This window comes from Cyanobacteria bacterium FACHB-DQ100 (assembly GCA_014695195.1).
GTDB lineage: Bacteria > Cyanobacteriota > Cyanobacteriia > Leptolyngbyales > Leptolyngbyaceae > Leptolyngbya.
This window is the reverse complement of sequence record JACJNW010000028.1, coordinates 977,732-1,003,226: the sequence shown is the minus strand read 5'-3', so window position 1 is coordinate 1,003,226 and position 25,495 is coordinate 977,732. Positions and strand designations below refer to the sequence as shown.

Below are 25,495 nucleotides of genomic sequence, written 5' to 3'. Positions count from 1 at the left end.
TTGCAGCCCTCCAGCAAATTGAATCATGCTCACTCGAAATGCCCTGCGCTACGGGCGAAAAGCCCTAACCCTAGAGATGTTGTTAGGCAGCGCGATCGTCATTGGGATCTGTTTCCGCATTCTCAATCTTGGAACCCGCGAATTCTGGTACGACGAAGTTTTGTCACTGCTGCTCTCGACGGGTCAAAGGCTGCAATACTCACTGCCCGGCGATGCGCCGATCGCGCTTGCCCGATTCACCGCTTTGTTAAATTTGCCACCTGAGAATTCCTGGGGTGCGATCGCCAAAACCCTACAAGGCTTAGTTCGAGGACTCTACAAAGGAGAACCTCATCCCCCTGTTTTCTTCTTAGCCCAACACCTCTGGCTGCGTCTCTTTGGCAATAGTGAGATTGCGATGCGGAGTTTGCCCGTCTTGTGGAGCTTGGGCGCGATCGCGTCCGCTTACGGATTGGGACGGAAATTACTCGATCATCGTAGCGGCTTACTGTTTGCGGCACTGCTGGCGACAAATCCCTTTTATCTGTTCCACTCGCTGAATGTCCGAATGTACACGCCCTTGGTACTGTGGGCAATTCTCAGCGTTTGGGCGCTGCTGGAATTGATTTCGCGCCCTCGCTGGAAGTGGCAAGTTGGGTTTATCGCGTCGATCGCGCTCGGTCTGCTCACCTTTTACTTATTCGCCTACTGGGTTGTTGTTTTGGCAGCGTTGGCGCTGGTTCTTGATCGCAAGCACTGGCTGCAACATGGGATCAGAATGACGATCGCGGGACTGCTCACTCTGCCGTGGGCGATTTCGGGAACTTTGAAGCAGTTACGAAACGCCGACCTCGATCGCTTCGGAGTGCGAGACGGCAACCCTGCCTTATTGCACCTTCAAGATCTCTGCCAAACGATAGGGGCGCACTTAATTGTGGGCGATTGGGCAACGACCTTATCGGTGCAGCCGACCTTAATCTCTGGGCTGATTGCAGCTGTGGTACTTGGACTGGCGACAATCTATCTTTGGAAGGCTAGGCAAAAATTAAGCTTGACGATAGGGTTGGGGATGAGTTTATTCCCTCTGCTCCTAGCATTTTTTGTCGATATGACGACGCAAAAATATACGCTGGGGTTTGGATGGGGACGAGCGCTGATCTTTGTGCTGCCAGGATGCTTATTGCTGATGACGATCGCAATTCGACAACTCAAAGCACAGCAAGGGATCGCCGCGCTCCTGGTACTACTGCTGTACTTAGGGATCGATGCTGGGGATTTGACTTTAAGACCCCGATCGGTGTTTCATCAAGTGGCAGAGATGGTTCAAATCGACTCGGCTCCAATGCTGATTGCAATGGATTCCCAAGCTTGGGGGCACGTCAATCGCTTGGCGTATTACATTCCGCCCACCAGTCCTGTGGATTTACTAGCTCAGCCTGCCAGTCAACTCAGTACCAGCCTAAAAGCCGCACTTAAAAATTCTGATTATCGTCGGGTGATCTGGCTTGAAAGTGGTGATCCGGTCTGGTCGTCATCTGCAACCGTTCAAGAACGTCAACAGATTCAACAGGTTTTAGAGGAACGATTTTCGCTCTCCCAGACTCGATCCCTTACGGGAACTATGAGTCTCGATCAGTTTGAACTCAAACTATATCAAACTGCCCGATAATCTCTGTCGTTTTATCCTAACTACGTCATGATTGTGCCTCCTTCACTTTTGTTGCCGCCCTCTGGTGAGTTAAAGATTCCGTATGCTCCAGAAACCGAACGACCCGCCAAGCCGATCTACTTTTCGCTGGTGGTTCCGACTTACAACGAAGGGCGGAATATCGAACAGGTGGTACGAGTGTTATCGGGATTGCTTGATCATGCGCTCCCGAATGATTACGAATTAATCATCGTGGACGACGATAGCCCCGATCGCACCTGGGAAATCGCGCAGCAGATGACCGCAGAGTATCCGAATTTACGGGTGATGCGGCGACAGGGCGAGCGCGGTTTATCAACCGCCGTGATTCGAGGTTGGCAGGCTGCACAGGGTCAACTGTTGGGGGTGATCGATGGAGATTTGCAGCATCCGCCAGAAGTTTTGCTGAAGCTGATTCAGGCAGTGAAAAATGGTGCCGATCTCGCGGTTGCGAGTCGTCACATCGAAGGTGGGGGCACGAGCGACTGGGGCTTTATTCGTCGAATGTTGTCGCGGGGAGCGCAGCTACTCGGCTTGATGATCTTGCCGAACGTGGTCGGGCGGGTGTCTGATCCAATGAGCGGCTATTTTATGGTGAGACGCAGCGCGATCGCGGAATGTCTGATGAGTCCGCTCGGCTACAAAATTCTGTTAGAAGTTCTCGGTCGGGGACAAGTTGATCGCGTTACCGAGGTCGGCTACGTGTTTCAAGAGCGACAAGAAGGTGAAAGTAAGGTCACTTGGCGGCAGTATGTTGAATACTTGATGCACCTTGGAAAGCTGCGATCGCGAGGCAGAATCGGACGACTGCGCGAGAAGTTCCAGTTCGGGCGCTTCTTACGGTTTGGCTTGGTGGGATTCACTGGCGTGTTCGTCGATATGGCAGCGTTCTATCTGCTCAGAGTGCATTTCGGCTTGGGGATCGCTCGCAGTACGATCCTCTCGGCTGAACTGGCGGTTGTGAATAACTTCCTCTGGAATGACTTGTGGACATTTGGGGATATTTCGCGGGGGCAGCCTGGAAAACGCCAGCGATTTAAGCGCTTCCTCAAATTCAACATGATTTGTTTGATGGGGATCATTCTGCAAGCGCTGATTGTGAGCCTGTTTCACGATGTCTTTGGCATCAATGAATTTATTGCTAAACCGATCGCGATCGTGCTTGTCACCTTCTGGAATTTCTGGATTAACCTCAAGCTCAGTTGGCGCGTGACGGATGTGCGGCGCAAATAGGTTGACCTGTCGATGTCGCGCTTTGCCGATTTAAAGGAACTATAAAGACGGCGAACGCACTGTTCGCTGTTTTTGTTCCTCGACATCACAGGTTAACCCATGAGCTTTCAGATTGATCGCGGACTGTTTCTGCTAGACTTCTCCGATTTTCACGCGATTTTAGGAGTTTCGATCGAGGCAGAGGTTAAAGAAATCCGCAAACAATACCTGAAGATTGCCCGCCGCCTGCATCCAGATAGCTGTGTTGCAGAGCTTGGGTGTGATAAACAGCTTGCCGAACAACTGTTATCCAAATTGGTCAATCCAGCTTGGCAGAATCTTTCTCAAGAAAAAAACCGCACCGACCATCTGCTGGTGCTGAAGATGAAAGGCCAAGGAGCCGCCCGCAAACGTCACGAACTCGACTTTGGTAGTAGTCTTGCACGGCAGCTTTTGTCTTCTAGCAACGCTGACTATTTCTACCGCACTGCCCTGAAGGACTTGTCCGATCGACAATACGAGCAGCTAGACCAAGCGATCGAACTCACCGCCCAAATTAGCGAACTGAATTTGGCATATCTGGTGATGAGAGAAGGCGCTTCCGAGGGCAGCACACCCAGAAGTCAAATCTACACCACGACTTCTACGTCAACAAAAGCGCCCACTCAAGCCGCTCCTACTCCGATCGAATCGCTCAACGATCAGTATTACCGTCGCGCAGAAGGATTCATGGCAAAGGGAAATTATGTCCAAGCAACGATAGAATTGCGAGATGCCCTAAAAATTGAGCCAAACAGTAGCCGCTGTCACAGTTTAATGGGTGTGGTGTATTTGCGGCAAAATCAACCGACGATGGCGAGAATTCATTTCAACAAAGCGCTCTCCATCAATCCGCAAGACCCGATCGCGCTTGAGGGCAAACAAAAGCTCGAACCTCCAGCAGCAAAACTGCCAGAGAGTAAACCCGCAGCCAAGCCCACAACAAAATCTAGCGGTAGTCTGTTTGGCGGTCTTTTCGGCAAGAAAAAGTAACGCTTATCTCATAAAGACTCAATGGTTTACCAGCCCCCCGCAGGCGCACGCGATCTCCTGCCTCTCGATGTCGCGCAAAAACGTTGGATTGAAGATCGGCTCCAGCAAGTATTTCACGGTTGGGGCTATCACCGGATTATTACCTCGACGTTGGAACGCCTGGATACGCTCATGGCAGGCGGCGCGATCGAACGATCGACGGTGATTCAATTACATCAGCTTGAAGAAGATCCCCTTGGTTTACGCCCGGAATTGACCGCTTCGATCGCCCGCACGGTTGCCACTCGGTTGTCAAATAGTACGTTTCCCCAACGGCTTTATTACAACGCGAATGTGTTTCGTCGCGCTGAAGAAGGCAGCCATAGCCGTCAGCAAGAGTTTTATCAAGCGGGAGTCGAATTACTGGGCGGTGGCGGTCTGCGATCGGATGCCGAGATTCTCTTGCTATTAATGGACTGTTTAAAGAGTCTCGATCTTCCTGGACAGTTGATTTTAGGTGAGGCGGGATTAACGCGATCTCTGCTCTCTGCTTTTCCTGAAGCAATCCGCTCTAAGGTACGTCACGCCATTGCCCATCTCGATCGACTTGGATTGGAAGCCTTACCATTATCGGATGAGCTACGCGATCGAGCGTTGCTGCTGCTGGATCTGCGCGGTAAACCCACGGATGTTCTCCAAAAAGTCAGCAGTTTGAACCTGAATGAGACAGAACGCTCGATCGTCAGTGATCTCAAATCTCTAATCGAACTCCTACAAGTCAGTGTAGAAGTTCATTTGGTGCTGGATTTAAGCTTGATTCGCACGTTTGATTACTACACCGGCATTGTGTTTGAAGTGGTAGCGCAATCTGGGCAAGTGGTGCTTGGACAGGGCGGAAGATACGATCGCTTGCTCGGACAGTTTCACCCGCAAGGCGAATCGATTCCGGGGATCGGCTTTTCGCTTCAGCTTGAAAATCTGCATCAATTGTTGCTGACCACCGGACAGTTACCGAAGCAAACGCCAGCGTGTGATTGGCTGGTCGTGTCGGAGGTTCCGCAGTTGGCGTTTGCCCATGCTCAGAAGTTGCGGCAATCCGGCGATCAAGTTGAAGTGGATTTGAGTTCTGCAACTCGCGAGGAGATTCGAGCCTACGCAGAACAACGACGAATTTCTCAGATCGCTTGGGTTCAGGCAGATGGAGAGGTTGTCTTAGAAAAATAGAAAAGGAGCGATCGAACTTTTATCGATCGCTCCTTTTCTATTGTGTAAACCCTAGTTTGATAGAGGCTTGCTTCGATTACGACTCCGGGAAGCTCCCATATTCCCCACTCGTGGGAGATTAAGGAGATGCCCCCTAAATCTGCCCAGAATGGAGGATTTAGGGGGCACAACCCGCTTAAACCGAAGCGAGGGACTCCATTACTTCTTCGCTAACTTCTTCGCTTTCGCCACTTTCCGCAATCGAATCGATTCAGGGGTGACTTCTAGCAGTTCATCCGGCCCGATGTACTCCAGAGCGCGTTCTAGGCTCATGTCGATCGGCTCTTTCAACTGCACCAATTCTTCACCCCCCGATGCGCGGTGGTTAGTCAATTGCTTCGTTTTACAGACATTGAGTTCGAGATCTTGGGGTCGATTGTGTTCACCCAAAATCATGCCCTTGTAGACCTTGGTGCCAGGACGAATAAAGAACACGCCCCGATCTTCAGCGTTTTGCATCGCGTAGAAGGTTGCGACTCCTTCTTCAAACGAGATCAGAACACCGTTACGACGCGCTTCGATCGCGCCACTGATCGGACGATACTCTAAGAAACTGTGGTTAACGATGCCCGCGCCGCGTGTCAGCCGCATACACTCACCCCGGAAACCAATCAGACCCCGCGCCGGAATCACAAATTCTAGATTCGTGCGTCCGTTGGTTCCGACCTGCATATCCTGCATTTCGCCCTTACGCTGTCCAAGGCGCTCAATACAGCCACCGACTGATTCTTCTGGGACATCTAGAATCAAGGTTTCAAACGGCTCACAAGGTTGACCATTAATCTCACGGAAAATCACTTGCGGCTGAGACACTTGGAACTCATAGCCTTCCCGACGCATCGTTTCGATTAGGATGCCTAAGTGCAACTCGCCTCGACCAGACACCGAGAGTTTATCCGGCGAATCGGTATCTTCGATCCGGAGAGCTACGTTGGTTTCGAGTTCCCGATACAAGCGATCGCGCAATTGCCGCGACGTAACGAAACTGCCTTCTTGACCGGCAAACGGTGAGTCGTTTACCGAAAAGGTCATCTGCAAAGTTGGTTCATCAACTTTAATCAACGGTAATGCCTGCGGATCGTTGGGATCAGTAATCGTTTCCCCAATGTTGGCATTAGCAAATCCGGCAACGGCAACGAGATTTCCAGCCGTAGCTTCTTCAATTTCGATCCGCTTCAGTCCCTCAAAGCCCATCAGCTTCGAGATCTTCGACTTGACGATTTCTCCGGTTTCTGTGACGATCGCTGCTTGCTGACCCATTCGGATCGAGCCATTGTGAATCTTACCGATCACAATTCGACCGAGGTAATCGGAATAATCTAGCGTGGTGACTTGTAGCTGAAGGGGCTTGGTTACATCTCCGACTGGCGGTGGAACGTGGCGCAAAATCGCATTAAAGAGTGCCTGCATATCGCTTGCCTCTTCTTCCAGCGTATCTTTTGCAAATCCTGCCAAACCAGAACCAAATAAGTACGGGAACTCGCACTGGTCATCATCTGCGCCGAGTTCGATGAATAGATCCAGCACCTTATCGACTGCAATCATCGGGTTGGCGCGGGGACGATCGATTTTGTTGACAAAGACGATCGGGCGCAGTCCTTTTTCTAGCGCTTTCTTCAGCACGAATCGCGTCTGCGGCATCGGGCCTTCGTTGGCATCGACAATCAAGAGGCAGCCATCAACCATGCCGAGAACGCGCTCAACTTCACCACCGAAGTCTGCGTGCCCAGGCGTATCCACAATATTAATCAGCGTCTCTTTGTAGCGAACTGCTGTATTTTTCGACAAAATCGTAATGCCCCGCTCACGTTCGAGATCGTTCGAGTCCATCACGCAGTCCGGGACTTCCTCTCCCTCGCGGAACGTTCCCGCTTGCTTAAGAAGAGCATCGACAAGCGTAGTTTTACCGTGGTCAACGTGAGCAATGATGGCAACGTTCCGAATGGGAAGAGTCATAAAAACGACCGTTAGGGTGCAAGAATTCGTAAAAAGGCTTAACAATTCTATCCTAACGGCTTCGCGTTAAGTTGGGAATTTGATCAGAAACTAATGCCAAAATTCGATCGGCAATTTCATCCGCCACAGGCAGCACGGATAATCGATTGCCCTGGCGCACGACTGCGAGTTCATCTGGCGTGAAGGTCTGACGCAAGCGATCGAGCGAAATCAACGGCAATTTCTTTATAAACTCAACTTGCACGGTCTGCCACCGGGGAGACTCGATCGGCGATTTCGCGTCGTAATATTTGCTATCGGGATCAAACTGGGTCGGATCTGCGATATTAGATTCCACAATCTTCATTAAGCCTGCAACCCCAGGAGGATTTGCATTGGAATGATAGAAAAAAGCGACATCTCCCGATGTCATCGATCTCAGATAATTGCGGGCTTGGTAGTTACGAACGCCATCCCAAACGGTGACGCGATCGCGCTCTAAGTCGGTAATTGAATAAACGGCTGGCTCTGATTTCATTAACCAATACTGCATCACATCGTCCCAATTCTGCGGGCAGTCTACCGCACCCTCGGTCATCGATCTGAAAGTGTTGCTAAATGTCAAATCTCCCTAGTTTGCTACATCGAATCTGGAGAAACAGTTTTTCGAGAACGCAACCTGATATAAAAGTTTCGAGAGAGGAGTGAACATCGCATGAACTTAGATAAAAGCGCTTTGGATGTGTTAAAAGAAACGAGCCGCACCTTTTACATTCCAATCAGTCGATTGCCTGCCGGACTGCAAGAAGCAGTTGCCTCGGCGTATCTCTGTATGAGAGCGATCGACCAGATCGAAGACCATCCGACCCTGGACAATGCGGTGAAAGCACGAATGCTGCGGCAGATTAGCTTAGTTTTGCAGGCAGGCGATCGCGGATTTACGGCGGAAGACTTTCGCCCGATTTTTGCTTCAGAATTAGCCTACCTTGAAGAAGTTACCCTGCGTATCGATGAGTGGCTGTCCTATGCGCCCTCGGGCATTGCCCCGCGAATTTGGGAAGCGATTTCAACCATGTCCGATCGCATGGCGCACTGGGCAGACTGCAACTGGGAGGTGCACACGCAAACGGAACTCGACCAGTACACCTTTAGCGTTGCGGGATCGGTGGGATTGCTGCTGTCGGATTTGTGGGCGTGGTATGACGGCACGAAGACCGATCGAATTGAAGCGATCGGGTTTGGGCGCGGCTTGCAGTCGGTGAATATTCTCCGCAATCATAGCGAAGACTCCACTCGCGGCGTGACGTTTTACCCAGAGGGTTGGACAAATATTGAAATGCAGGCTTATTCTCGTCGTCAGCTTGAGCTTGCAAATGCGTATGTCGCCTCTCTTCCAGAAACGAGTCCGGCTTTGGATTTCTGCCGCATTATTTTAATGCTAGCTCATGCGAGTCTGGATGCAATGCAGCATGGAGCCGAGAAGTTAACGAGATCGGAAGTGTTGGAATTGGTTCAGCAAGCGACAAAAGTGAGTTAATTCGATCGAAAATCCCGTAGAGAGAAACATAGGCTACTTCTCCCTAGGGGATTTTCCATCATCAACTTAGGAATGTGGCTTCGGAAAGCTCGGTAGCTCAACCGCTGCAAGTGACTCTCGTTTCTTCTGCGATCGCTGTGGATACACAATCGGCGATGGGCTACTTTCTGAAGTCAAAACATCGATCGGCTCAAGGGTGCGATCGATGGCACTGAGCGTAATGAACGGCGAAGCAGAGGAGATCGCCGGCTCATCCATCAGCGGCAGCCCTAAGCTAAACGGATTTGCAGCGATCTCTTCGATCTCCGGCTCCTCAACCGGAAGCGATTCGAGCGTAGGCATTTCTGGAACAACAGTCGGTTCATCCTCCTCAGAAGCCTCAACCGTTAGAGAAGGCTCAACGACTAGAGATTTACTGGCGTTGGGCAAGAACAAATCAATATTGTGATGAACGCTGGGCTTTTCTTCGGAAGTCGATCGCGCGATCGTGTAGCTGAGCGGCGGATGCACGACGATCAGTTCTGGCTCTGCCATCTCAATCACTTCGTGCTCGATCGTTTCGTGGTTAATCTCAACGGCTTCAGTCGCGGTTGTTTCGGGTTCTTCCTCGAAGAGACTGTCATCATCGGGAGCCACTGCCCAGGCGCTTTCAGGTGGGACAAAGGTGTTTACCGTTTCGGATTCCCAAGCTTGCTGATCGAGCGTGGTAGACCAGGGCTGAACAGGCTGTGCCTTGATAAAGCTAACTGATTCGCACTGAGACTCGCTCTGTGAGATTGCGTAATCAACTGACTCTTCAATTTTTTGAGTCGCAGAAACATCGAGGCATTTTTCTAGTGCAGCTTTGAATTGCAAGGTGTATTGCTGCTGACGATGGAGGCGCGATCGCAAGTCCCGACAAGCGTTCTCAGACTGGCGCAATTGCTGAATTTGATCGTCGTAGCGCTGCTGGGTGAGGGCACAATCGCGCTCTAACTGGGCCACCTGAGTTTGGCTAGCTTCGAGTTGTGCGGCTAGCGTTTCGATCAGAATTTGCTGCTTTTGTTGAGCTTGATGAGCTTGTTCTAAGCTCTGAGCCAGTTGATTGACTTCGGTTTGAGCGGTTTTAGTGGTTTGAAGCTGCTCCGCGATCTGCGCTTCTTGGTCTTGCAATCTCTGGCGCGACGCATTTAACGCCTGACGCTGTTTTGCGATCATGGTCGCTTGCTGTTGAGTCAGGTGAGTGAAGCGGGTCGATCGCTGTTCTGCTTCAGCTTGTTGAGTGCTGATCTGCGTCTCAAACCGTTTGGTTTCAGCTCTCAAAGTGGCGTGGGCTTCTCCAAGGGCAAATTCTAACTCCGACACCCGCGATCGCAATCGATGATTGTGCTGTTCTAAATCTCGGATGCGGAGACCCACCTGTGAGGGTTCTGGCTCGGCTTCTGGAATGGTATCGACATCGATCGCATTGGGAAAATTTACGGTCGTCCAGCCCTTTTCGGTTTCGGATGGGTTCTCGACTGGATCAGAAGGGACAGAAGGGAGGTTTTGGTTTTCAGCTTCACTCATGGGATAACCTGCAAGACGTGATCAACTCAGCACAGCAGCGTTTCTACAACGAGAAACATTGAATGATATACAGTTATAGCGACAGTTGTGAAAAAATGAACGTTTTCTTCTAAATTTCTGTCATGCGTCCACTTAACTTATCAAGTCTTGGAAGAAAACGAACATTTACTTCAGAAATTGAGCGGTAATCAACGGTTCAAAAGCAATACTGCTATTTTATGGAATCGCGATCGACCGCAGCAATCGATCAACAATGATTCGCGATCGAATACCACTGGCTGCAATGATTCGGTGCGAGAGAACGTGAGGCGCGATCGCTTTAACATCATCCGGGATCGCGTAGTCTCGACCTTCGAGGAAGGCGAAGGCTTGTACCGCTTTTTGAAGTGCCACAGTTCCGCGTGGGCTAACGCCTAAAAGGATTTCCTCGTCTTGGCGGGTCGATCGGACTAAATTCAAAATGTAGTGCTGAAGCGAGGATTCCACCCGAACCTGAGAACATAGGACTTGTAATTCGCGAATCTCTTCGACACTGATGCAAGGCGGCAGATCTTGCACCCGTTGACCCGACTGCAAGCGCTCTAACATTTGGAGTTCTTCGGACTCGGTGGGATATCCAAGCGATAACGACAAGGCAAACCGATCCATCTGCGCTTCCGGGAGAGGAAACGTGCCTTGATATTCAGCCGGGTTCTGAGTGGCGATGACGAAAAACGGAGTGGGAACTTTGCGCGAAACGCCGTCGATCGTCACTTGCTGCTCCTCCATCACTTCTAGCAGTGCCGATTGAGTTCTTGGAGTAGCGCGGTTAATCTCGTCAGCTAAGAGCACATTGGCAAAGATTGGCCCTGCCATGAACTCAAACTCGCCGGTACGGGGATTCCAAATATTTGTCCCGGTGACATCCGTTGGCAGTAAGTCCGGTGTGCATTGGAGCCGCTGAAACTTGCCGTTGATTGATCGTGCCAAGGATTTTGCCAGCAGTGTTTTGCCCACCCCTGGGACATCTTCTAATAGCGCATGACCCCCAGAGAGTAGCGCGACGAGAACCAGTTGAATTGCTTCTTGCTTGCCGACGATCGCTAAACTCAAATGCTGCGTTAACTGCTCAATTCGCGCTCTCATCGGGGCACTCCTACCGGGTAAGTCCTGTTGATCATACCCACGGTTACCAGGACTGGCGACAATTCTAGGAAATTGCTGTGAGCGCGGTTCTTGCAGTGTCGCAGTCGGCTTTGATTTGCGCTTTGAGATCGTCGAGCGAAGCAAACTTCTGCTCTGAACGGATGAATTCTTCGAGTTTCACAATCAGCGTTTTGCCATACAAATCGCCCGACCAATCGAGTAGATGTACCTCGATCGTTTGACTCATACCGTTTACAGTCGGTCGATTGCCGATATTCATTACGCCCAGGATTGCCGTTGCACCCACACCCAAAACTCTGACGGCATAAACGCCTTGTCGTGGTATGAGTTTGTGCGGTAGAAGTTGTAAATTCGCAGTCGGAAAGCCGATCGTTCGCCCAAGTTGCTGTCCGGTTACGACTTGTCCGATCAAGCGATACGATCGTCCCAACATTCGGTTCGCATTGTGCAAGTCTCCAGACAGCAATGCTTCTCGAATGGCAGAACTGCTAATTCGCGCTCCATGAGTTTGCAGGAGCGGCACGATCGCTACTTCAACTCCAAAGGTTGCCGCGATCGCTTGCAAATCTGCTGCGGTTCCCGATCGCTTATATCCAAAGCAAAAATCAGCCCCAACGCTAACCCGACGCGCCTGAAGCTGATGAACCACAATTTCTTCAACAAACCGCTGCGGAGACAAACTTGCTAATTCTCGATTAAACGGCAGTAAAACAAGCTGCTCTACGCCCATTTCCTCAAGCGTCAGTACCTTTTCTTCGTGCGGCGTGAGGAGCGATCGATGCTCTCCGGTAAAAAATTCTTTTGGATGAGGGTTAAATGTAACAACAGTAGAATGCAAGATTCCATCGTTACTTAAGACAGGCGTAATTACTTGTCGATGCCCTAGATGAATGCCGTCGAAATTTCCTAGAGCAACGGCAGTTGGAGTTAAAGCAGTAGTCGGCGAAGAGGTGATCCACACACTTCACATTTTGACATACATCGACTGAATTGATTCAGGAGATGGGGTGAAGAAAATCAACTACCTCATCGAAACGCCCGATCGATAAGCTGGAGCCGGAAACAACGCTTCAAACCCAGCCTGACGGTAATTTGCCGGCTCCGGTGCAACGTCCCAAAGGCTTTCGTAATAGAAGTACGCTACTCCTAAGCCGCGATCGCGTGCCGCTCTTGTCTGCTCCTGAATTTGGTAGATCGAAACGGGATTCGTTCGCTGTCCTGTAAACACGCCTACGCCAGTCGGGATTCTTTGTTGGGCAAATTGAATTTCTGGACGCGAAATCTTTTCGATAAAGCTCTGCAAATTCGGACGATACACTTGCACAATCAACTCGTCTGCAATCCCTTGTCGTACCCAAGCGAGCCAGTCTTGCAGATGGAATTTATAGGCAAAGTCATAGTAGTTCGGAGAAATCGAGACGATCGCGTTTGATTTGCGATCTTTGACGGCTTTTTCCAATTGCGCCATGAAAGCTGTAATTTTGTTCGCTCTCCAGCGCATCCAAGCTTGATCGGCTGGATTTGCGGGTACGTCTTTTTTGGTTTCTTTCTTGTAGAGCGATCGCGTGTACGCATCGTAGCCGAACTCACGCGGCAGGCTCATATTGTCGTCAAACTGAATCCCATCAACGTTGTACTGCGTCATGACCTCCACCACGAGCGAGGTAATGAACTGTTGCACTTCAGGATGAAAGGGATTGAGCCAAGCAACTTCACCTGCACCACTGATCGAAGTTTGAACACCGTTGCGCTGTTCGGTGAGCCAATCGGGGTGATTGACTGCGAGTTCCGAAGTTAGGGGAGTCATAAAGCCAAACTCAAACCAGGGAACAACCAGCAGCCCTTGACGGTGAGCACGATCGACCACATCCGCCAGAATGTCATGACCATCTGATCCCCGATACACAAACGGCTGAATGCCCTGACGCTGCGCGACTGCACTCGGATAGGTCACATAACCAGAATTCCAAATCACGGGGTAAATGGTATTGAAGTTCAAGCGCCCCAGTTGATTCATCGCCTCTTGGACTTTTGTGCGGTCTTTCATCACATCAAGATCGTTCAGCGTCAGCCAAACGCCCCGAATTTCAGGACGAACGATCGGGACTGCTGGTGTTCCAACCGGCGGGACTGCTGGTGTTTGAGCGATTCCAGGCGTTTCAGTCAGAATCACTGTGAGCAAGGACACCAAAAACAACGGAATGAGAACCGCTTTTCTCCAATGCTGTAACAAGGTGCGAAACTGAATAGCCATGAGAAACTCTATCAACATCAAAACGGACAAACCCAATGCACCAGCCATAGTTTACAAGCATTGCGGCAGCGCATCAGGGTAGACGCGATCGGCTCGTCAAAACTTTTTATTGCTAGCGAAGGACATTGGACTAACATATCGACGCAATTGAATCGACATCATCGCTGACGTAATATTCTCTTTGAGGTGCCCGATCGCTTCCGGTTGCCCCGGAGATTGTCAGGCTGTATTGTCAGGTTGTGTGGCGCAGTCCTAAATTATTCATGGTATTGGGGGATAGGGGGCACTTCTCCCTCGTCAGGTTTTGCTGAATTTGTTGGAAGATTCGGCAGTAAGTCGCGTTAACTGCCTCGGTAGGTGCTATATGACCAAGGAGATGCCAGCAGTGGCACATGATAGTGAGCATCCGCATCTGCAATTCCAAACCGAATAGGAATACGATCGAGAAAGGCAGGTTCTGGGGTTTTAACGGATTTTGCTGCGAAGTAGTTTCCGATCACAAACACTAGCTCATAGGTTCCGACTTTAATCTCTGACTCATTCAACATCGGGCTATCGGTGCGTCCGTCAGCGTTTGTTGTCACTGTTTTGAGATGCGTTTTCTGCTCTGTTTGCGGCTCGATCGCCCAAAGTTCAATCGTTAAATTCGCAGCCGGACAGCCTTGAGCCGTATCGAGAACGTGAGTGGTTAGCTTACCCATGTGAATTCCACACGCTTGAATTTCAGCGGCACAATAGAAGCATGGAGAAGTTGCCCACGGTTCTATTCCCGGAAGTCGATCGCGCTCCGTTGCCACCAGTCGGAACTCATCATAAGCCACCACGCGGACGATCAGAAAGCCAATTTGAGCGCGATTTATGGCGCTACTTTCCCGGCAAGATTCACACGGGTTTATTAGTCAAACGCCCGGAATTACAGCAGCCTTATGTGCCGGATTTCGCTTATCTCGATCGCGCTCTTGCCATTGATATCGAAGTTGACGAGCCTTACACCTACGACACGCGCCAGCCGATCCATTTTCTCGACTGCCCGAAAGATCGATCGCGCAATCAATTTTTCACCGATCACGGTTGGATTGTGATTCGCTTTAGTGAAGCGCAAGTGATTAAATCTCCTGCAAGTTGCTGTAAGGCTATTGCATCAACGATCGCGCTAATAAGTCACGATAATTCAATCATGTCTGCATTTCGCCAGGTTCCGACTCTGAAGCCCGATCGACGTTGGACAGCAGAGCAAGCCCAACAACTCGCCACACAGAATTATCGGGAACGATTGCAGCACCAACCCATAGAAGAATCGCTCAAACAGCGACGTACCCAACAATCCAACTTGATGAATGGCGATCTGAGCTTCCATTGCCCAACCTGCGGCGAATTGGTTCGCTGGCAGGGGCACTACATCAAATGTGCGAATTGTGGGTACGACAAATTTGTACTCTAGCCCGTCACGATCTTTGGCACTTTGAAGAATTCGCCGTCTCGATCAGGTGCCCCTTCTAAAATCGCTTCTCGATTTTCATAAGGTTGATGTCGATCGACGCGCACGACGTTGCTGACATCGATCGCCCGCGTTGTGGGTTGGACATTACTTACATCTAACTCGCTCAACTGCTCAAAGTAGTCGAGAATATTGTTCAACTGCGTGGTGAACTTTTCTTCTTCTTCAGGCGTGAGTTGCAGTCGGGCAAGATGCGCCACTTTTTGCACTTGTTCGCGATCGATCATGAGACGCTCCAATAAAACCGCTTAGAAGTATACATCGATGTCCGATCGACCCGTCGTTTTCAGCCAGTTTTGCGCTTCAATGTAGTTGTTCGGCGCTTGCAGAATCGCTTGTTTCCAGTAGTCTGCTGCTTGATCAAATAGCTTTTCGCCTTCGTCTTCCCTACCGTCTTCTTTCGCTCTTTCTCCCATATAGTGATAGATCACAGCGATGTTATTCAAAGCTTGGGGCAGACGGGGATTTTCTTCTAGCGCCTCATGATACAAGCTCAAAGCTTTTTCGTGATTGCCGTTGCTGGCGTAGATTAGACCCATGTTGTACAGAACGTAGCTGCGATCGTTTGGGTCTTCTTCGAGTTTGAGCGCTTCTTCGTAGTTTTCGAGCGCTTCTGCGTATTCACCATCTGCTTGCGCCGACATCCCATCACGATAATAGGCAAACGCTTCTTTTTCCTTACGGGAGGCGGGAAAGACTTTCAGAATGATATCCGCCATGACGGTGAAGCTTTTATCGATGAAGTTGTCGTTGCGTTGAGATCTAGACATAAGGCAAAGGTGTTTGTTATACAGCAAGACATTTTTTAGTGTAGCGCTCAATCGATCGTGCTTCTTCGGCAATCCATAAGACGACACAATTTCATGAAAGCTAAACTAAAGAAAGAGTAAATTCTGCTCAGGAACCCTCTTATGACCGCATCCCCTGATCCCGCCATTTTGAGAGCGATCGAATCTCTGAACTACCGCGCTACGGTCGGAGATGTCGCTACTCAAGCTGGCTTAAATGTAAATTTTGCTGAAAAAGGACTCCTTGCTCTCGCTTCCCAAGCAAACGGAGAATTGCAGGTGGCGGAATCTGGCGAAGTTGTTTATCAGTTTCCGCGCAATTTTCGCGACATTCTGCGCGATAAAGATTTTCGACTCCGCCTGAAAGAAACCTGGGAAAAAATTTGGCGCGTTTTGTTCTACCTGATTCGGATGTCGTTTGGGGTCGTGCTGGTGCTGCTAATCGTGGCATCGTTTCTAGCGATTCTGGCGCTGACGATCGCCCTGAGTTCCAATCGCGATGACGATCGCGGTGGCGATTTCTCGATGCCGACGGTTTGGTTTAGTCCCGACTTTTTCTGGATTTTTACGCCCGATTACGATCGCCGTCGGGTCGATCGCCAACATAGCGACCTGAACTTTCTGGAGTCGATTTACTCGTTCTTATTTGGCGATGGCAATCCTAATGCAGACCTAGAAGAGCGGCGCTGGCAATCGATCGCAGCCGTGATCCGCAGCAATCGCGGAGCCGTGATTGCAGAACAGATTGCACCGTTTTTAGACTCAGTTGGTACAGTTTCGGAGCAGGAATCTGAACAGTACATGCTTCCCGTCTTGACCAAATTTGACGGACGACCCGAAGTAAGCCCCGATGGGCAATTCGTTTATCATTTCCCCTCGCTGCAAACTACCGTGTCTCAGCAGGAACGGCAGTGGCTCCCTGCTTTCTTGCGCGAATCACTTTACCAATTTAGTCAAGCAAGTTCTGGACAAATTACCTTAGCCGCAGGTCTGGGAGTTGCACTGTTGATTCTGGCGATCGTGCTCACGGGAATGACGGCTGGAATTGGAATTGCTGCTTTGAGAGTGCTTGCGTTTATTGGACTCGGTTATAGTACGGCGTATCTTCTGATTCCAGGGGTTCGCTACTTCTCGATTAAAGGACGCAATCAGAGAATTCTAGACCGCAACCGAAACCGAGAACTGCGGGCGAAGCAATTGGCGCAGAGTGATCCGATCGTTCAGCACAAACTCGCTTATGCTCAACAATTTGCGGCTGAGACGGTGATTCAACAATCCGATTTGATTTACTCAACCGATCGCGACCTAATCGAACAAGATATCGATCGTTCAGCACAAATCGATGCCGAGTGGCAGCACCGCTTAGAAGGCAAGCAGTAAGCCACTCGGCGCTGTGCCGTTACTGCACCTGAATTTGAGCCAGTGCAGTATTGAGATAATACTGCTGCAAGATCTGCTGGTAATTGTAGTTTTGGCGTGCCATGTTATAGGCTCCCCACTGACTCATGCCCAATCCGTGACCAAAACCGCGACCGTTGATGACAAACCCAGCGACGGCTTGTTTTTGTCCGCCTTTACTGGCAACAGGTTGAAACTGCGGCGCGACGGTGAAGAGCGTACTTCTCAAGCCCAACGCCGATCGCACCGCATCGCCGTCCACAACTTTTGAGCCGCGATCGCCAACGATCCGCATCGATTGAACTCGTCCGCAAACTGGAGTCGTTTTCACAGGCTCCATACGCTGCAAATTCCCTACGCCGAATCGAGTGCCAATCTCAGCCGTAGTGAAGGTTTTCGACCATTCATTCACGGGTGAGCCTTGATCAAAATTATTTCGCACCGTTCGCAGGTAGGGTAGCGCTTGCACCCAGACATCTTCAACATTCTCGGTGCAGCCTCCTGCTGACGAATGGAACACGGCGTTGATGACCCGATTGTTATGGGTTAAAACTTGTCCAGTTGTCGCTAGAACGGCTTGCTGGGTTCCGGTAGATTCGGATTGCAGTCCGTTGTAGACCTGCCAACCCTGAGTATCACCAAGGTCGAAAATGCCGTTTCTGGCGTTTTGGCGTTCGTGCAGGGCATAGCTGCGGGCTGCAACGGCTTGAGCTTTCAACGCTTCTTGGGGCCAGTTGCCGTTCATTTCTGCACCCAGAACGCTAAATAAATATTGCTCTAGGTCTACGTAGTTCACGGCGGTCAGTCCTTTCCCTGTTGGAACGAGATAGACTCGACCGCGATACCAGCGATTGCCAATCCACACAACCCCGTTTTTGTCTTTGGGAACAATCCACAATGCACCGGACTGCCAACGATCGAGCGCGACTCCCCCGTTTTTGACTTGGGCGGCAAAGCCGTTCATACCTTGAATTTCACCGACCACGCGCTGAGCGCCATCGAGAACTTGAGCGTTGACCGAGCTACCGACATTGACTTGGGGTACGTCCTTTTCGATCGCAACGCGCAACTCGACGGATTTCTGAGCGCGAACAGGCATCATCGTGGCTGCCCAAATCAACAGCGCCAAGCCGAAGGATTTCGGGAAAAAGGTGAACAGCGAGAGGAGCGATCGAGCATTCATTTGATTAACCATTGCAACAGGGGTTTCATTAATAACGAACAGCGGTCATGCCAAGCGGTCAGGATCAATTTGCCTCGATTTGCAGAAGTTATAACATTCGTTACTTTGTGATGAAAAGCGTTGAGTTTTAAGAAGACACTAAATCTTTAAATACCATTGTGGAGGTTCTTTACATAGTTTTCTGGGAATGAACCCTTGAGTTGAGGAGAGTGTCGCTGTGATTTAGGGGGTTACCCAGATTCATCGAGGCGAACTGTTCCTGTCGAACTCGGATTAAATTGCGAATCCTTTTCGATGTCGGTTCTCGGTTCAGAATAGTTCCGCAAGCGATTGAAGATCGCAACCCTCAACACAAAGAAGAGCGACCAGCCATCACTCGTCGCTCTCAGAACAGCAATATTGCTAAATTGCTAAATAGATTCAGATCTCATTCATTTACGCGAAACAGAGATTGTGCTGCTGATTTCACGGTGTCGCCTACTTCAGAGAGCGTATGAGAAAGCGATCGCTGTGATTGCAGAATCACTCGCGCACAGTTGCGTCCTGGCAATCCTGAAATTGAGCCGCCGGGATGCGTTCCAGCTCCAGTGAGAAATAATCCGTCGATCGGTGTTTTATAGTTTGCTAATTCTGGCAGCGGTCGGAAAAACATCATTTGATCGAAGGTCATATCCAAGTGGTAGTAGTTGCCTTTCAGCACCCCGATGCGTTCTTCGAGTTCGGGTGGGCTTTCGATTCGACGTGCCAGAACCGAGGATTTCACGTTTGGTGCGTAGTCTGCCAGTTTGTCGAGGACGCGATCGGCAACCTGATTTTTTAGTTCTTCTGTCCACCCTGTGCCTTTAAGTCCAGTTCCGTTAGCTCCCGCAATTTGATAGGGCACAAAGTATTCGATCCATAAAACGTGCTGGCCGTCTGGCGCTAAAGATGGATCGCGCATACTGGGAACAACGGCATACATTGAAGGATCTTCAAGGGGAATTCTGCCAATGTTCGGATCGGTGTGTGCGAGTTCAACTTGAGCAACTGAATCTGCAATCAGAACTGATCCGATCAGATATTCATCACGGTGATTGTGATTCACAAATTTGGGTGCTTCCGACAAGGCGCAATCAATTTTTAGAATTGCCTCGTTGTGGTTTGTGATTCTTCGAGCTACACGCTCTCGTAACTTCGGATCAGCCGCATCCACATCTCTTGGATCAACTAAATTCAAGAACAATCGCTGAGCATCTAGACTGGAGATAACGCCAATGTTTGCGCGGTATTCTTGCCCATTCATTAACCGCACACCTTCTGCGCGATTGTTTCCGATCAGAACGGATTTGACGGGTCGATCAACGAGAATTTCCCCACCTAAATCGTTGACGCAGCGAACCAGTGCATCGGTAACGGCTCCGGTTCCACCTCTTGGACGTGCCATTCCAGGATTGTGGCGCAGCGACATCATAATCGAACCGACTGCCATATTTTTCTGTGAAGGTGGCGTACTCAGTTCGGCTGCCAGTCGTGCTAAGGGAGCTTTGAGGAATTCTGAATCGAAATACTCATCAATGATGTCCATGGGGCTAGTGAACATCGATCGAATGAAGTCGAGTGTTTGATCCCCTCCGCCTATCAATGAAAAGAGATCTTTAATCTTTTCAAGATCATAGTTACCTGCCATGTCTACGATCGACTTTGGCGGTGCGTTAAACATCGGAGTCAAAAATCCGATCACTCGCTGCCAGAAATCATTAAATTCAGCATATTTCTCAGCATCGCGAGGACTGTAGCGGGCGATTTCTTGACAGGTTTTTTCCACCGATCGATGAGCAAAGAAATACTTGCCGTCAGGATGCGGACAGAACGCCACGTGATCGCAGAAAAGATACTCTAAGCCATATTTTTCGAGTTCTAATTCCCGCACTACTGGGCCTAAATGGATGAAAAGATGGTCGATCGCGCAAGGGCTGAACTTGAATCCAGATACTACTTCTGGCATGAATGGCTCGGTCGTTGCGGCTCCACCCGGAATGGGGTTCTTTTCGAGGATTAAGACTTTATAGCCTGCTTTGAGGAGATAAGCAGCACAGGTCAAGCTATTGTGTCCTGCACCAATCAGGATGAAGTCATACGTGTTCATATCGCATCGCTCTTAGAAATCGCTCTACGGCTTACGATAGACAAAACCCCGATCGATTGAATTCACCCTTAAGTCAGGCTTTATTGCTTGTCATACGCAAGTTCGCCCAAAAGATAGGTGGCTTGAATCGAGCGATCGTCGCCCATGATGATGAGGCTGAAGAGGCGATCGCTCAGGGCTTCTAAAGTAATCGGTGTTTCGGCTTGGTTACGCAATGCCATGATCGGGGTCGATCGCGGATCAACCACAATAAAATCTGCTTCTTTGCCGACCTCAAAGTTTCCCAGCTTGTCTTCTAGATGCAGCGCTTTTGCTCCTCCCAAGGTTGCTAGGTACATTGCCTGAAATGGAGAGAGCTTTTGTTGTCGCAGTTGTGTAATTTTATAAGCTTCGCTTGCAGTTTGGAACATTGAAAAGCTGGTTCCACCCCCGACATCGGTTGCAAGTCCAACTTTGATTTGGGCAGAGGTGGCACGTTCAAGATCGAACAATCCGCTACCAAGGAATGTATTAGATGTTGGACAAAACGCGATCGTCGATTTTGCTTCCGCGAGCCGATCGAATTCTGCTTCGGTTAACTGCACACAATGAGCAAAGATCGATCGCTCTCCCACCAAGCCAAATCGATCGTAAGCATCTACATACCCTTTACTGTCTGGGAATAGTTCTTGCACCCAAGCCACCTCATTCACATTCTCAGAGAGATGGGTGTGTAGATAAGTGTCTGGAAACTCTTCTAGAAGCTTGCCAGCATACATTAATTGTTCTGGCGTTGAAGTCGGGGCAAATCGGGGAGTGACGGCATAGAGCGATCGACCTTTTTTGTGCCATTTCTCAATCAAGGCCTTGCTTTCGTGATAAGACGATTCTGCGGTATCTCTGAGAAACTCTGGAGCATTGCGATCCATCATCACTTTGCCTGCAATCAAGCGCATATTTCTGCGCTCACTTTCTTCAAACAAAGCTTCGACCGACTCTGGAAACACAGCCGCAAGTACCAGCGCTGTAGTTGTTCCATTTCGCAGCAGTTGATCAATAAAAATCGGCGCAATCCGATCGCAATAGGCTTTATCTTGGAACTTGCGCTCAACCGGAAAGGTAAACTTCTCCAGCCATTCCAATAACTGCTCACCATAGGCTGCCATCATCTCCGTCTGCGGGAAATGAACGTGCAGATCAATAAATCCAGGGAGAATCAGGTGGTTAGGATAGGTGACGATCGCCACTCCCGCATATTTCTCTTTTAATTGCTCATACGCGCCCAGTTCTTTGATTCTTCCGTTGTCAACCACGAGTAAACCGTCTGGAATATATCGCACACTTTCAGATTCCGACACAAAGAACGGATCAGCAATAAAATCTAGAATGGCGCTGCGGAATGCTTTGACAGTCATGAAGAATCGAGGAACTAGACTCCTGCTTGATTTTAATCGCTCTCTGTCACTGTGCCTGAATATCGCTAGGATTGATAAGAAGCCGCCGTTAAGATGAATGACTGAATTTTCCCCGAACCCGCTACTTGCTCTGAACTACGAGCCTGCGTTTGAGCGCTTAGGAGACGAGTTCTCCGATCGCGTTTCTGCCGCTCAATTTCCCCAACATATTCTCCGATTTCGCAACGATGACATTCTGGCGCAGTTGGGTCTAGAGAATGTAACCGATGAGCATTTTATCGAAGCCTTTGGCAAGTTCCAGGGACGAGAGCCGTTCTTGGCAATGCGGTATCACGGATATCAATTCGGAACCTACAATCCGGCATTAGGGGATGGGCGTGGCTTTCTATACGGGCAAGTCCGCGCAAAGGACGGAGAACTCTATGACTTCGGCACAAAAGGATCAGGAAGAACGCCTTATTCGCGGGGTGGCGATGGTCGATTGACGCTCAAAGGTGGCGTTCGAGAGGTGTTAGCGGCAGAGATGTTGCACCGCTTGAAGGTGAGAACTTCACGCTGTCTCAGTTTGATTGAAACTGGGGAAGGACTGTGGCGCGGCGATGAACCGTCTCCCACACGATCGTCGGTGATGATTCGGTTTAATCGATCTCATATTCGCTTCGGTACATTTGAGCGATTAGATGCCATTAACCGCAAGGATTTGATTGCGATCTTGCTCGATCATGTAATTGAAACTTACTATCCACATTTGATGAGTGAGCGCGATCGGTATGCGTTGTTTTATGCGGAATTGGTCGAAAGAGTTGCTCAATTAGTCGCGCAGTGGATGGCAGCAGGATTTTGCCATGCCGTATTGAATACCGATAATATGTCGATTACGGGTGAAAGTTTCGATTATGGCCCGTATGCGTTCATTCCCACCTATCAACCCAGCTTTACTGCCGCTTATTTTGATTATTACGGTCGGTATGCTTATGCAAATCAAGCGGAAATTTGCTACTGGAATTTGGAGATGTTACAAATTCCATTAAGGCGCGTAATTTCTGAGGATGATCTTAAATCTGGCTTATCTCAATTTGCATCACACTACGAAAAAGCGTATCAACAAAGAATGCTGTATCGATTGGGATTTGATCAGTTAGAAAACTCGATCGCATCAGATTTAGTCTACCGAACCGTTCAATTTCTTCAATCCGCTCAAATCGATTATCACGACTTTTTTTGGCAGATTACTAAACAATTTGATCCAAGCTGGAGCCAGAACGCGAGTAGCATTTTTTCTCAACATGAAACATCAAACACGGAATTAGCGCAATTGTTTGAGAACTGGCGGCAAAGTTACTGTCAGGCTTTGCAAACGTTAAGCCGCTTTGAGATTGATCAAATTCCTGCAAGGTTGAACGAATATAACTCCGAAGTCGGATTAGTTCGCCCAGAAATCGAAGACGTTTGGAATCCGATCGCAGATGACGACAATTGGCAACCCTTCTATGATTTATTAACTCGAATTCGTAAGTAAGACAATGCTGCAAACTCCTGTTCTATTAACTTCGCGGTTAATTGTTCGATTGCTTCAGCAAAACGATACAGCAGCGATCGTGAAATACTATACCGAGAATCGTGCATTTCTCGAACCATTCGAGCCATTGCGTCCGGCTAATTTTCATAGTCGTGAGTTTTGGTCGCAGCAGATTGAGAAGAGCTTGATCGAATTTGGCTATGATCGATCGCTGCGCTTATTTCTATTTAAGAAAGATGATCCACGAACTGTGATTGGTGCAGTAAATTTCACCAATATGAGTCAAGGAGTTTTATATTCTTGCAATTTAGGCTATAGCCTTGCAGAAAAAGAACAAGGACATGGCTATATGAATGAAGCGCTACAAGCTGCCATTCAATATGTATTTACTGATCTGAATTTGCACCGAATTAGCGCAAATTATATGCCACACAATCGACGCAGCGCGAATGTTTTGAAGAAGTTAGGATTTGTGATCGAAGGCTATGCTAGAGATTACCTTCTGATTAATGGCAAGTGGGAAGATCACATTCGATCGAGTCTTATTAACGAAAATTGGAGACCGTCATGAGCGACACGATCGCTGCGATCGCAACGGCTATTGTCCCCGAACAAGGAAGCGTCGGCATCGTGAGATTATCTGGTTCTGAATCGGTTACGATCGCTCAAAAACTCTTTCATTCTCCCGGTCGCCAAATTTGGGAAAGTCATCGCATTTTATACGGCTTCATTCGTCATCCCCAAACGCAACGAACGGTCGATGAAGCCTTATTGCTTTTGATGCTGGCTCCACGATCGTACACTCGCGAAGATGTGGTCGAATTTCACTGTCATGGCGGCATTATTGCGGTTCAACAAGTGCTACAACTTTGCATCGAACAAGGTGCAAGATTGGCGCAACCCGGAGAATTCACGTTAAGAGCATTTCTAAATGGGCGATTAGATTTGACACAAGCCGAGAGCATTTCGGATCTCGTTGGAGCACGATCGCCCCAAGCCGCCCAAACTGCTCTCGCCGGATTACAAGGCAAACTAGCACATCCGATCCGCCAGCTTCGTGCAACTTGTCTCGATATTTTGGCAGAAGTGGAAGCCCGCATCGACTTTGAAGACGACTTACCCCCGCTCGATGAAGCCGAGATTCAAGCGCAATTTCGTCATGTTCTCGGCGAAGTCACCCGAATTCTAGCGACCGCCGATCGTGGTGAATTGCTCAGAACCGGATTAAAAGTTGCGATCGTCGGTCGTCCCAACGTTGGAAAATCCAGTTTGTTGAATGCTTGGAGCCGCAGCGATCGTGCGATTGTGACGGATCTTCCTGGCACTACTCGCGATGTGGTTGAATCTCAGCTTGTCGTGGGTGGCATTCCGATTCAAGTGCTTGATACCGCAGGCATTCGCGAAACTGAAGATCAAGTCGAAAAAATTGGAGTTGAACGATCGCGCTTAGCCGCTCAATCTGCGGATTTAGTGTTATTTACGATTGACGCTCAAACTGGATTTACCAAGAGCGATCGCGAAATTTACGAACAAGTAAGCGATCGCCCCTTAATTCTAATTGTTAACAAAATTGATCTTGCTGAAGTGAACGGTGATCTTCCTTCAGCACTACAAATTGTGAAAACTGTGGCATCGCTCAATCAAGGAATTGATGCCCTAGAAACAGCAATTCTAAACACAGTTCAAACCGGAAAAATTCAAGCCGCAAATTTAGATTTAGCGATCAATCAACGTCAAGCGGCTGCATTAACCAAAGCGAAAACAGCGTTAGAACAAGTGCAAATGACGATCGCCAATCAACTGCCGCTAGATTTTTGGACGATCGATTTGCGAAGTGCAATTCAAGCTTTAGGTGAAATTCTGGGCGAAGATGTCACGGAGTCGGTACTCGATCGCATCTTCAGTCGATTTTGTATCGGTAAGTAGGACAAACGTTTTAATTGTGATAAATCTAATTTAGCTGAACGCGAGGTAGAGCAATGGCAGCCACTCAAGATGCCTACGAACTAGCAAAACTG

22 protein-coding genes are annotated in these 25,495 nt (G+C 49.3%); 10 read left to right on the top strand and 12 right to left on the bottom strand.

The window, feature by feature from the left end:
- Positions 1-25: 25 nt before the first annotated feature.
- The 4 genes from H6F51_15930 (at position 26) to H6F51_15915 (ending at position 5,113) form a co-directional block, all read left to right on the top strand.
- Complete coding sequence (locus tag H6F51_15930) at positions 26-1,648, top strand: glycosyltransferase family 39 protein (protein MBD1823971.1); 1,623 nt, start codon at positions 26-28, stop codon at positions 1,646-1,648.
- Between the two features lie 27 nt (positions 1,649-1,675).
- On the top strand, positions 1,676-2,899 hold the full coding sequence (locus H6F51_15925; protein ID MBD1823970.1) for a glycosyltransferase family 2 protein: 1,224 nt from the start codon (positions 1,676-1,678) through the stop codon (positions 2,897-2,899).
- A 99-nt stretch (positions 2,900-2,998) separates the two neighbouring features.
- Positions 2,999-3,910 carry a tetratricopeptide repeat protein gene (locus tag H6F51_15920; protein ID MBD1823969.1) on the top strand — a complete coding sequence of 304 codons (912 nt, stop codon included), beginning with the start codon at positions 2,999-3,001 and terminating at the stop codon, positions 3,908-3,910.
- A gap of 21 nt (positions 3,911-3,931) precedes the next feature.
- Positions 3,932-5,113 (top strand): ATP phosphoribosyltransferase regulatory subunit, encoded by a 1,182-nt coding sequence (locus H6F51_15915; protein ID MBD1823968.1) that lies wholly within the window; start codon positions 3,932-3,934, stop codon positions 5,111-5,113.
- Between the two features lie 198 nt (positions 5,114-5,311).
- On the opposite strand, the gene typA is transcribed toward H6F51_15915, so the two are convergent.
- Together typA and H6F51_15905 are read right to left on the bottom strand one after the other, a co-directional pair.
- Positions 5,312-7,108 carry a translational GTPase TypA gene (gene typA, locus H6F51_15910; GenBank protein ID MBD1823967.1) on the bottom strand — a complete coding sequence of 599 codons (1,797 nt, stop codon included), beginning with the start codon at positions 7,106-7,108 and terminating at the stop codon, positions 5,312-5,314.
- A gap of 52 nt (positions 7,109-7,160) precedes the next feature.
- The gene (locus H6F51_15905) at positions 7,161-7,640 is read right to left on the bottom strand and encodes an EVE domain-containing protein (protein MBD1823966.1); all 480 of its coding nucleotides are present in this window, start codon (positions 7,638-7,640) and stop codon (positions 7,161-7,163) included.
- Between the two features lie 162 nt (positions 7,641-7,802).
- On the opposite strand from H6F51_15905, the gene H6F51_15900 reads away from it, so the two are divergent.
- Positions 7,803-8,624: a phytoene/squalene synthase family protein gene (locus H6F51_15900; GenBank protein ID MBD1823965.1), complete on the top strand. Its 822-nt coding sequence runs from the start codon at positions 7,803-7,805 to the stop codon at positions 8,622-8,624.
- Positions 8,625-8,690: 66 nt separating this feature from the next.
- Here the strand turns inward: H6F51_15900 and H6F51_15895 are convergent, their stop codons facing one another.
- The 5 genes from H6F51_15895 to uraH all read right to left on the bottom strand — a co-directional run bounded on the left by H6F51_15895 (position 8,691) and on the right by uraH (position 14,273).
- Positions 8,691-10,172, bottom strand: a complete 1,482-nt coding sequence (locus tag H6F51_15895) for a hypothetical protein (protein MBD1823964.1) — start codon at positions 10,170-10,172, stop codon at positions 8,691-8,693.
- Between the two features lie 216 nt (positions 10,173-10,388).
- Positions 10,389-11,297, bottom strand: coding sequence for a MoxR family ATPase (locus H6F51_15890; GenBank protein ID MBD1823963.1), 909 nt, complete (start codon positions 11,295-11,297; stop codon positions 10,389-10,391).
- Between the two features lie 64 nt (positions 11,298-11,361).
- A complete protein-coding gene (locus H6F51_15885; protein MBD1823962.1) occupies positions 11,362-12,279 on the bottom strand; it encodes a bifunctional riboflavin kinase/FAD synthetase in 918 nt (305 codons plus the stop codon).
- A gap of 60 nt (positions 12,280-12,339) precedes the next feature.
- Complete coding sequence (locus H6F51_15880; GenBank protein ID MBD1823961.1) at positions 12,340-13,590, bottom strand: glycoside hydrolase family 10 protein; 1,251 nt, start codon at positions 13,588-13,590, stop codon at positions 12,340-12,342.
- 323 nt (positions 13,591-13,913) lie between these two features.
- A complete protein-coding gene (uraH, locus tag H6F51_15875; GenBank protein MBD1823960.1) occupies positions 13,914-14,273 on the bottom strand; it encodes a hydroxyisourate hydrolase in 360 nt (119 codons plus the stop codon).
- 41 nt (positions 14,274-14,314) lie between these two features.
- On the opposite strand from uraH, the gene H6F51_15870 reads away from it, so the two are divergent.
- Positions 14,315-15,013, top strand: a complete 699-nt coding sequence (locus tag H6F51_15870) for a DUF559 domain-containing protein (GenBank protein ID MBD1823959.1) — start codon at positions 14,315-14,317, stop codon at positions 15,011-15,013.
- Here the strand turns inward: H6F51_15870 and gatC are convergent.
- Both gatC and H6F51_15860 read right to left on the bottom strand, forming a co-directional pair.
- Positions 15,010-15,297, bottom strand: coding sequence for an Asp-tRNA(Asn)/Glu-tRNA(Gln) amidotransferase subunit GatC (gatC, locus tag H6F51_15865; protein ID MBD1823958.1), 288 nt, complete (start codon positions 15,295-15,297; stop codon positions 15,010-15,012). The genes H6F51_15870 and gatC overlap by 4 nt on opposite strands.
- A gap of 21 nt (positions 15,298-15,318) precedes the next feature.
- Positions 15,319-15,840 (bottom strand): photosystem I assembly protein Ycf3, encoded by a 522-nt coding sequence (locus H6F51_15860; GenBank protein ID MBD1823957.1) that lies wholly within the window; start codon positions 15,838-15,840, stop codon positions 15,319-15,321.
- Positions 15,841-15,981: 141 nt separating this feature from the next.
- Here H6F51_15860 and H6F51_15855 point away from each other — a divergent pair, with 141 nt between their 5' ends.
- Positions 15,982-17,238 (top strand): hypothetical protein, encoded by a 1,257-nt coding sequence (locus tag H6F51_15855; protein ID MBD1823956.1) that lies wholly within the window; start codon positions 15,982-15,984, stop codon positions 17,236-17,238.
- Between the two features lie 19 nt (positions 17,239-17,257).
- On the opposite strand, the gene H6F51_15850 is transcribed toward H6F51_15855, so the two are convergent.
- From H6F51_15850 to guaD, 3 genes are all read right to left on the bottom strand, one after another.
- On the bottom strand, positions 17,258-18,451 hold the full coding sequence (locus tag H6F51_15850) for a SpoIID/LytB domain-containing protein (protein ID MBD1823955.1): 1,194 nt from the start codon (positions 18,449-18,451) through the stop codon (positions 17,258-17,260).
- Between the two features lie 415 nt (positions 18,452-18,866).
- A complete protein-coding gene (locus H6F51_15845; protein ID MBD1823954.1) occupies positions 18,867-20,564 on the bottom strand; it encodes an NAD(P)/FAD-dependent oxidoreductase in 1,698 nt (565 codons plus the stop codon).
- A gap of 80 nt (positions 20,565-20,644) precedes the next feature.
- A complete protein-coding gene (gene guaD, locus H6F51_15840; protein MBD1823953.1) occupies positions 20,645-21,958 on the bottom strand; it encodes a guanine deaminase in 1,314 nt (437 codons plus the stop codon).
- 97 nt (positions 21,959-22,055) lie between these two features.
- On the opposite strand from guaD, the gene H6F51_15835 reads away from it, so the two are divergent.
- From H6F51_15835 to mnmE, 3 genes are read left to right on the top strand one after another with little or no spacing between them, the layout of a single operon-like run.
- Positions 22,056-23,477 (top strand): YdiU family protein, encoded by a 1,422-nt coding sequence (locus H6F51_15835; GenBank protein ID MBD1823952.1) that lies wholly within the window; start codon positions 22,056-22,058, stop codon positions 23,475-23,477.
- 4 nt (positions 23,478-23,481) lie between these two features.
- Entirely contained in the window at positions 23,482-24,048 is a 567-nt protein-coding gene (locus tag H6F51_15830) for a GNAT family N-acetyltransferase (GenBank protein MBD1823951.1), read from the top strand.
- Positions 24,045-25,403 (top strand): tRNA uridine-5-carboxymethylaminomethyl(34) synthesis GTPase MnmE, encoded by a 1,359-nt coding sequence (gene mnmE, locus H6F51_15825; GenBank protein ID MBD1823950.1) that lies wholly within the window; start codon positions 24,045-24,047, stop codon positions 25,401-25,403. Before H6F51_15830 ends, mnmE begins: the two co-directional genes overlap by 4 nt.
- Positions 25,404-25,495: the final 92 nt, after the last annotated feature.

What these genes read in the sequence shown, in the direction of transcription:
- H6F51_15920 (MBD1823969.1), top strand. Translation starts at nt 2,999, where the DNA reads ATGAGCTTTCAGATTGATCGCGGACTGTTTCTGCTAGACTTCTCCGAT.
- H6F51_15830 (MBD1823951.1), top strand. Translation starts at nt 23,482, where the DNA reads ATGCTGCAAACTCCTGTTCTATTAACTTCGCGGTTAATTGTTCGATTG.
- mnmE (MBD1823950.1), top strand. Translation starts at nt 24,045, where the DNA reads ATGAGCGACACGATCGCTGCGATCGCAACGGCTATTGTCCCCGAACAA.
- guaD (MBD1823953.1), bottom strand. Translation starts at nt 21,958, where the DNA reads ATGACTGTCAAAGCATTCCGCAGCGCCATTCTAGATTTTATTGCTGAT.
- H6F51_15925 (MBD1823970.1), top strand. Translation starts at nt 1,676, where the DNA reads ATGATTGTGCCTCCTTCACTTTTGTTGCCGCCCTCTGGTGAGTTAAAG.
- H6F51_15930 (MBD1823971.1), top strand. Translation starts at nt 26, where the DNA reads ATGCTCACTCGAAATGCCCTGCGCTACGGGCGAAAAGCCCTAACCCTA.
- uraH (MBD1823960.1), bottom strand. Translation starts at nt 14,273, where the DNA reads ATGGGTAAGCTAACCACTCACGTTCTCGATACGGCTCAAGGCTGTCCG.
- H6F51_15850 (MBD1823955.1), bottom strand. Translation starts at nt 18,451, where the DNA reads ATGGTTAATCAAATGAATGCTCGATCGCTCCTCTCGCTGTTCACCTTT.
- H6F51_15900 (MBD1823965.1), top strand. Translation starts at nt 7,803, where the DNA reads ATGAACTTAGATAAAAGCGCTTTGGATGTGTTAAAAGAAACGAGCCGC.
- typA (MBD1823967.1), bottom strand. Translation starts at nt 7,108, where the DNA reads ATGACTCTTCCCATTCGGAACGTTGCCATCATTGCTCACGTTGACCAC.
- H6F51_15860 (MBD1823957.1), bottom strand. Translation starts at nt 15,840, where the DNA reads ATGTCTAGATCTCAACGCAACGACAACTTCATCGATAAAAGCTTCACC.
- gatC (MBD1823958.1), bottom strand. Translation starts at nt 15,297, where the DNA reads ATGATCGATCGCGAACAAGTGCAAAAAGTGGCGCATCTTGCCCGACTG.
- H6F51_15855 (MBD1823956.1), top strand. Translation starts at nt 15,982, where the DNA reads ATGACCGCATCCCCTGATCCCGCCATTTTGAGAGCGATCGAATCTCTG.
- H6F51_15870 (MBD1823959.1), top strand. Translation starts at nt 14,315, where the DNA reads ATGGAGAAGTTGCCCACGGTTCTATTCCCGGAAGTCGATCGCGCTCCG.
- H6F51_15880 (MBD1823961.1), bottom strand. Translation starts at nt 13,590, where the DNA reads ATGTTGATAGAGTTTCTCATGGCTATTCAGTTTCGCACCTTGTTACAG.
- H6F51_15890 (MBD1823963.1), bottom strand. Translation starts at nt 11,297, where the DNA reads ATGAGAGCGCGAATTGAGCAGTTAACGCAGCATTTGAGTTTAGCGATC.
- H6F51_15915 (MBD1823968.1), top strand. Translation starts at nt 3,932, where the DNA reads ATGGTTTACCAGCCCCCCGCAGGCGCACGCGATCTCCTGCCTCTCGAT.
- H6F51_15905 (MBD1823966.1), bottom strand. Translation starts at nt 7,640, where the DNA reads ATGCAGTATTGGTTAATGAAATCAGAGCCAGCCGTTTATTCAATTACC.
- H6F51_15835 (MBD1823952.1), top strand. Translation starts at nt 22,056, where the DNA reads ATGACTGAATTTTCCCCGAACCCGCTACTTGCTCTGAACTACGAGCCT.
- H6F51_15895 (MBD1823964.1), bottom strand. Translation starts at nt 10,172, where the DNA reads ATGAGTGAAGCTGAAAACCAAAACCTCCCTTCTGTCCCTTCTGATCCA.
- H6F51_15845 (MBD1823954.1), bottom strand. Translation starts at nt 20,564, where the DNA reads ATGAACACGTATGACTTCATCCTGATTGGTGCAGGACACAATAGCTTG.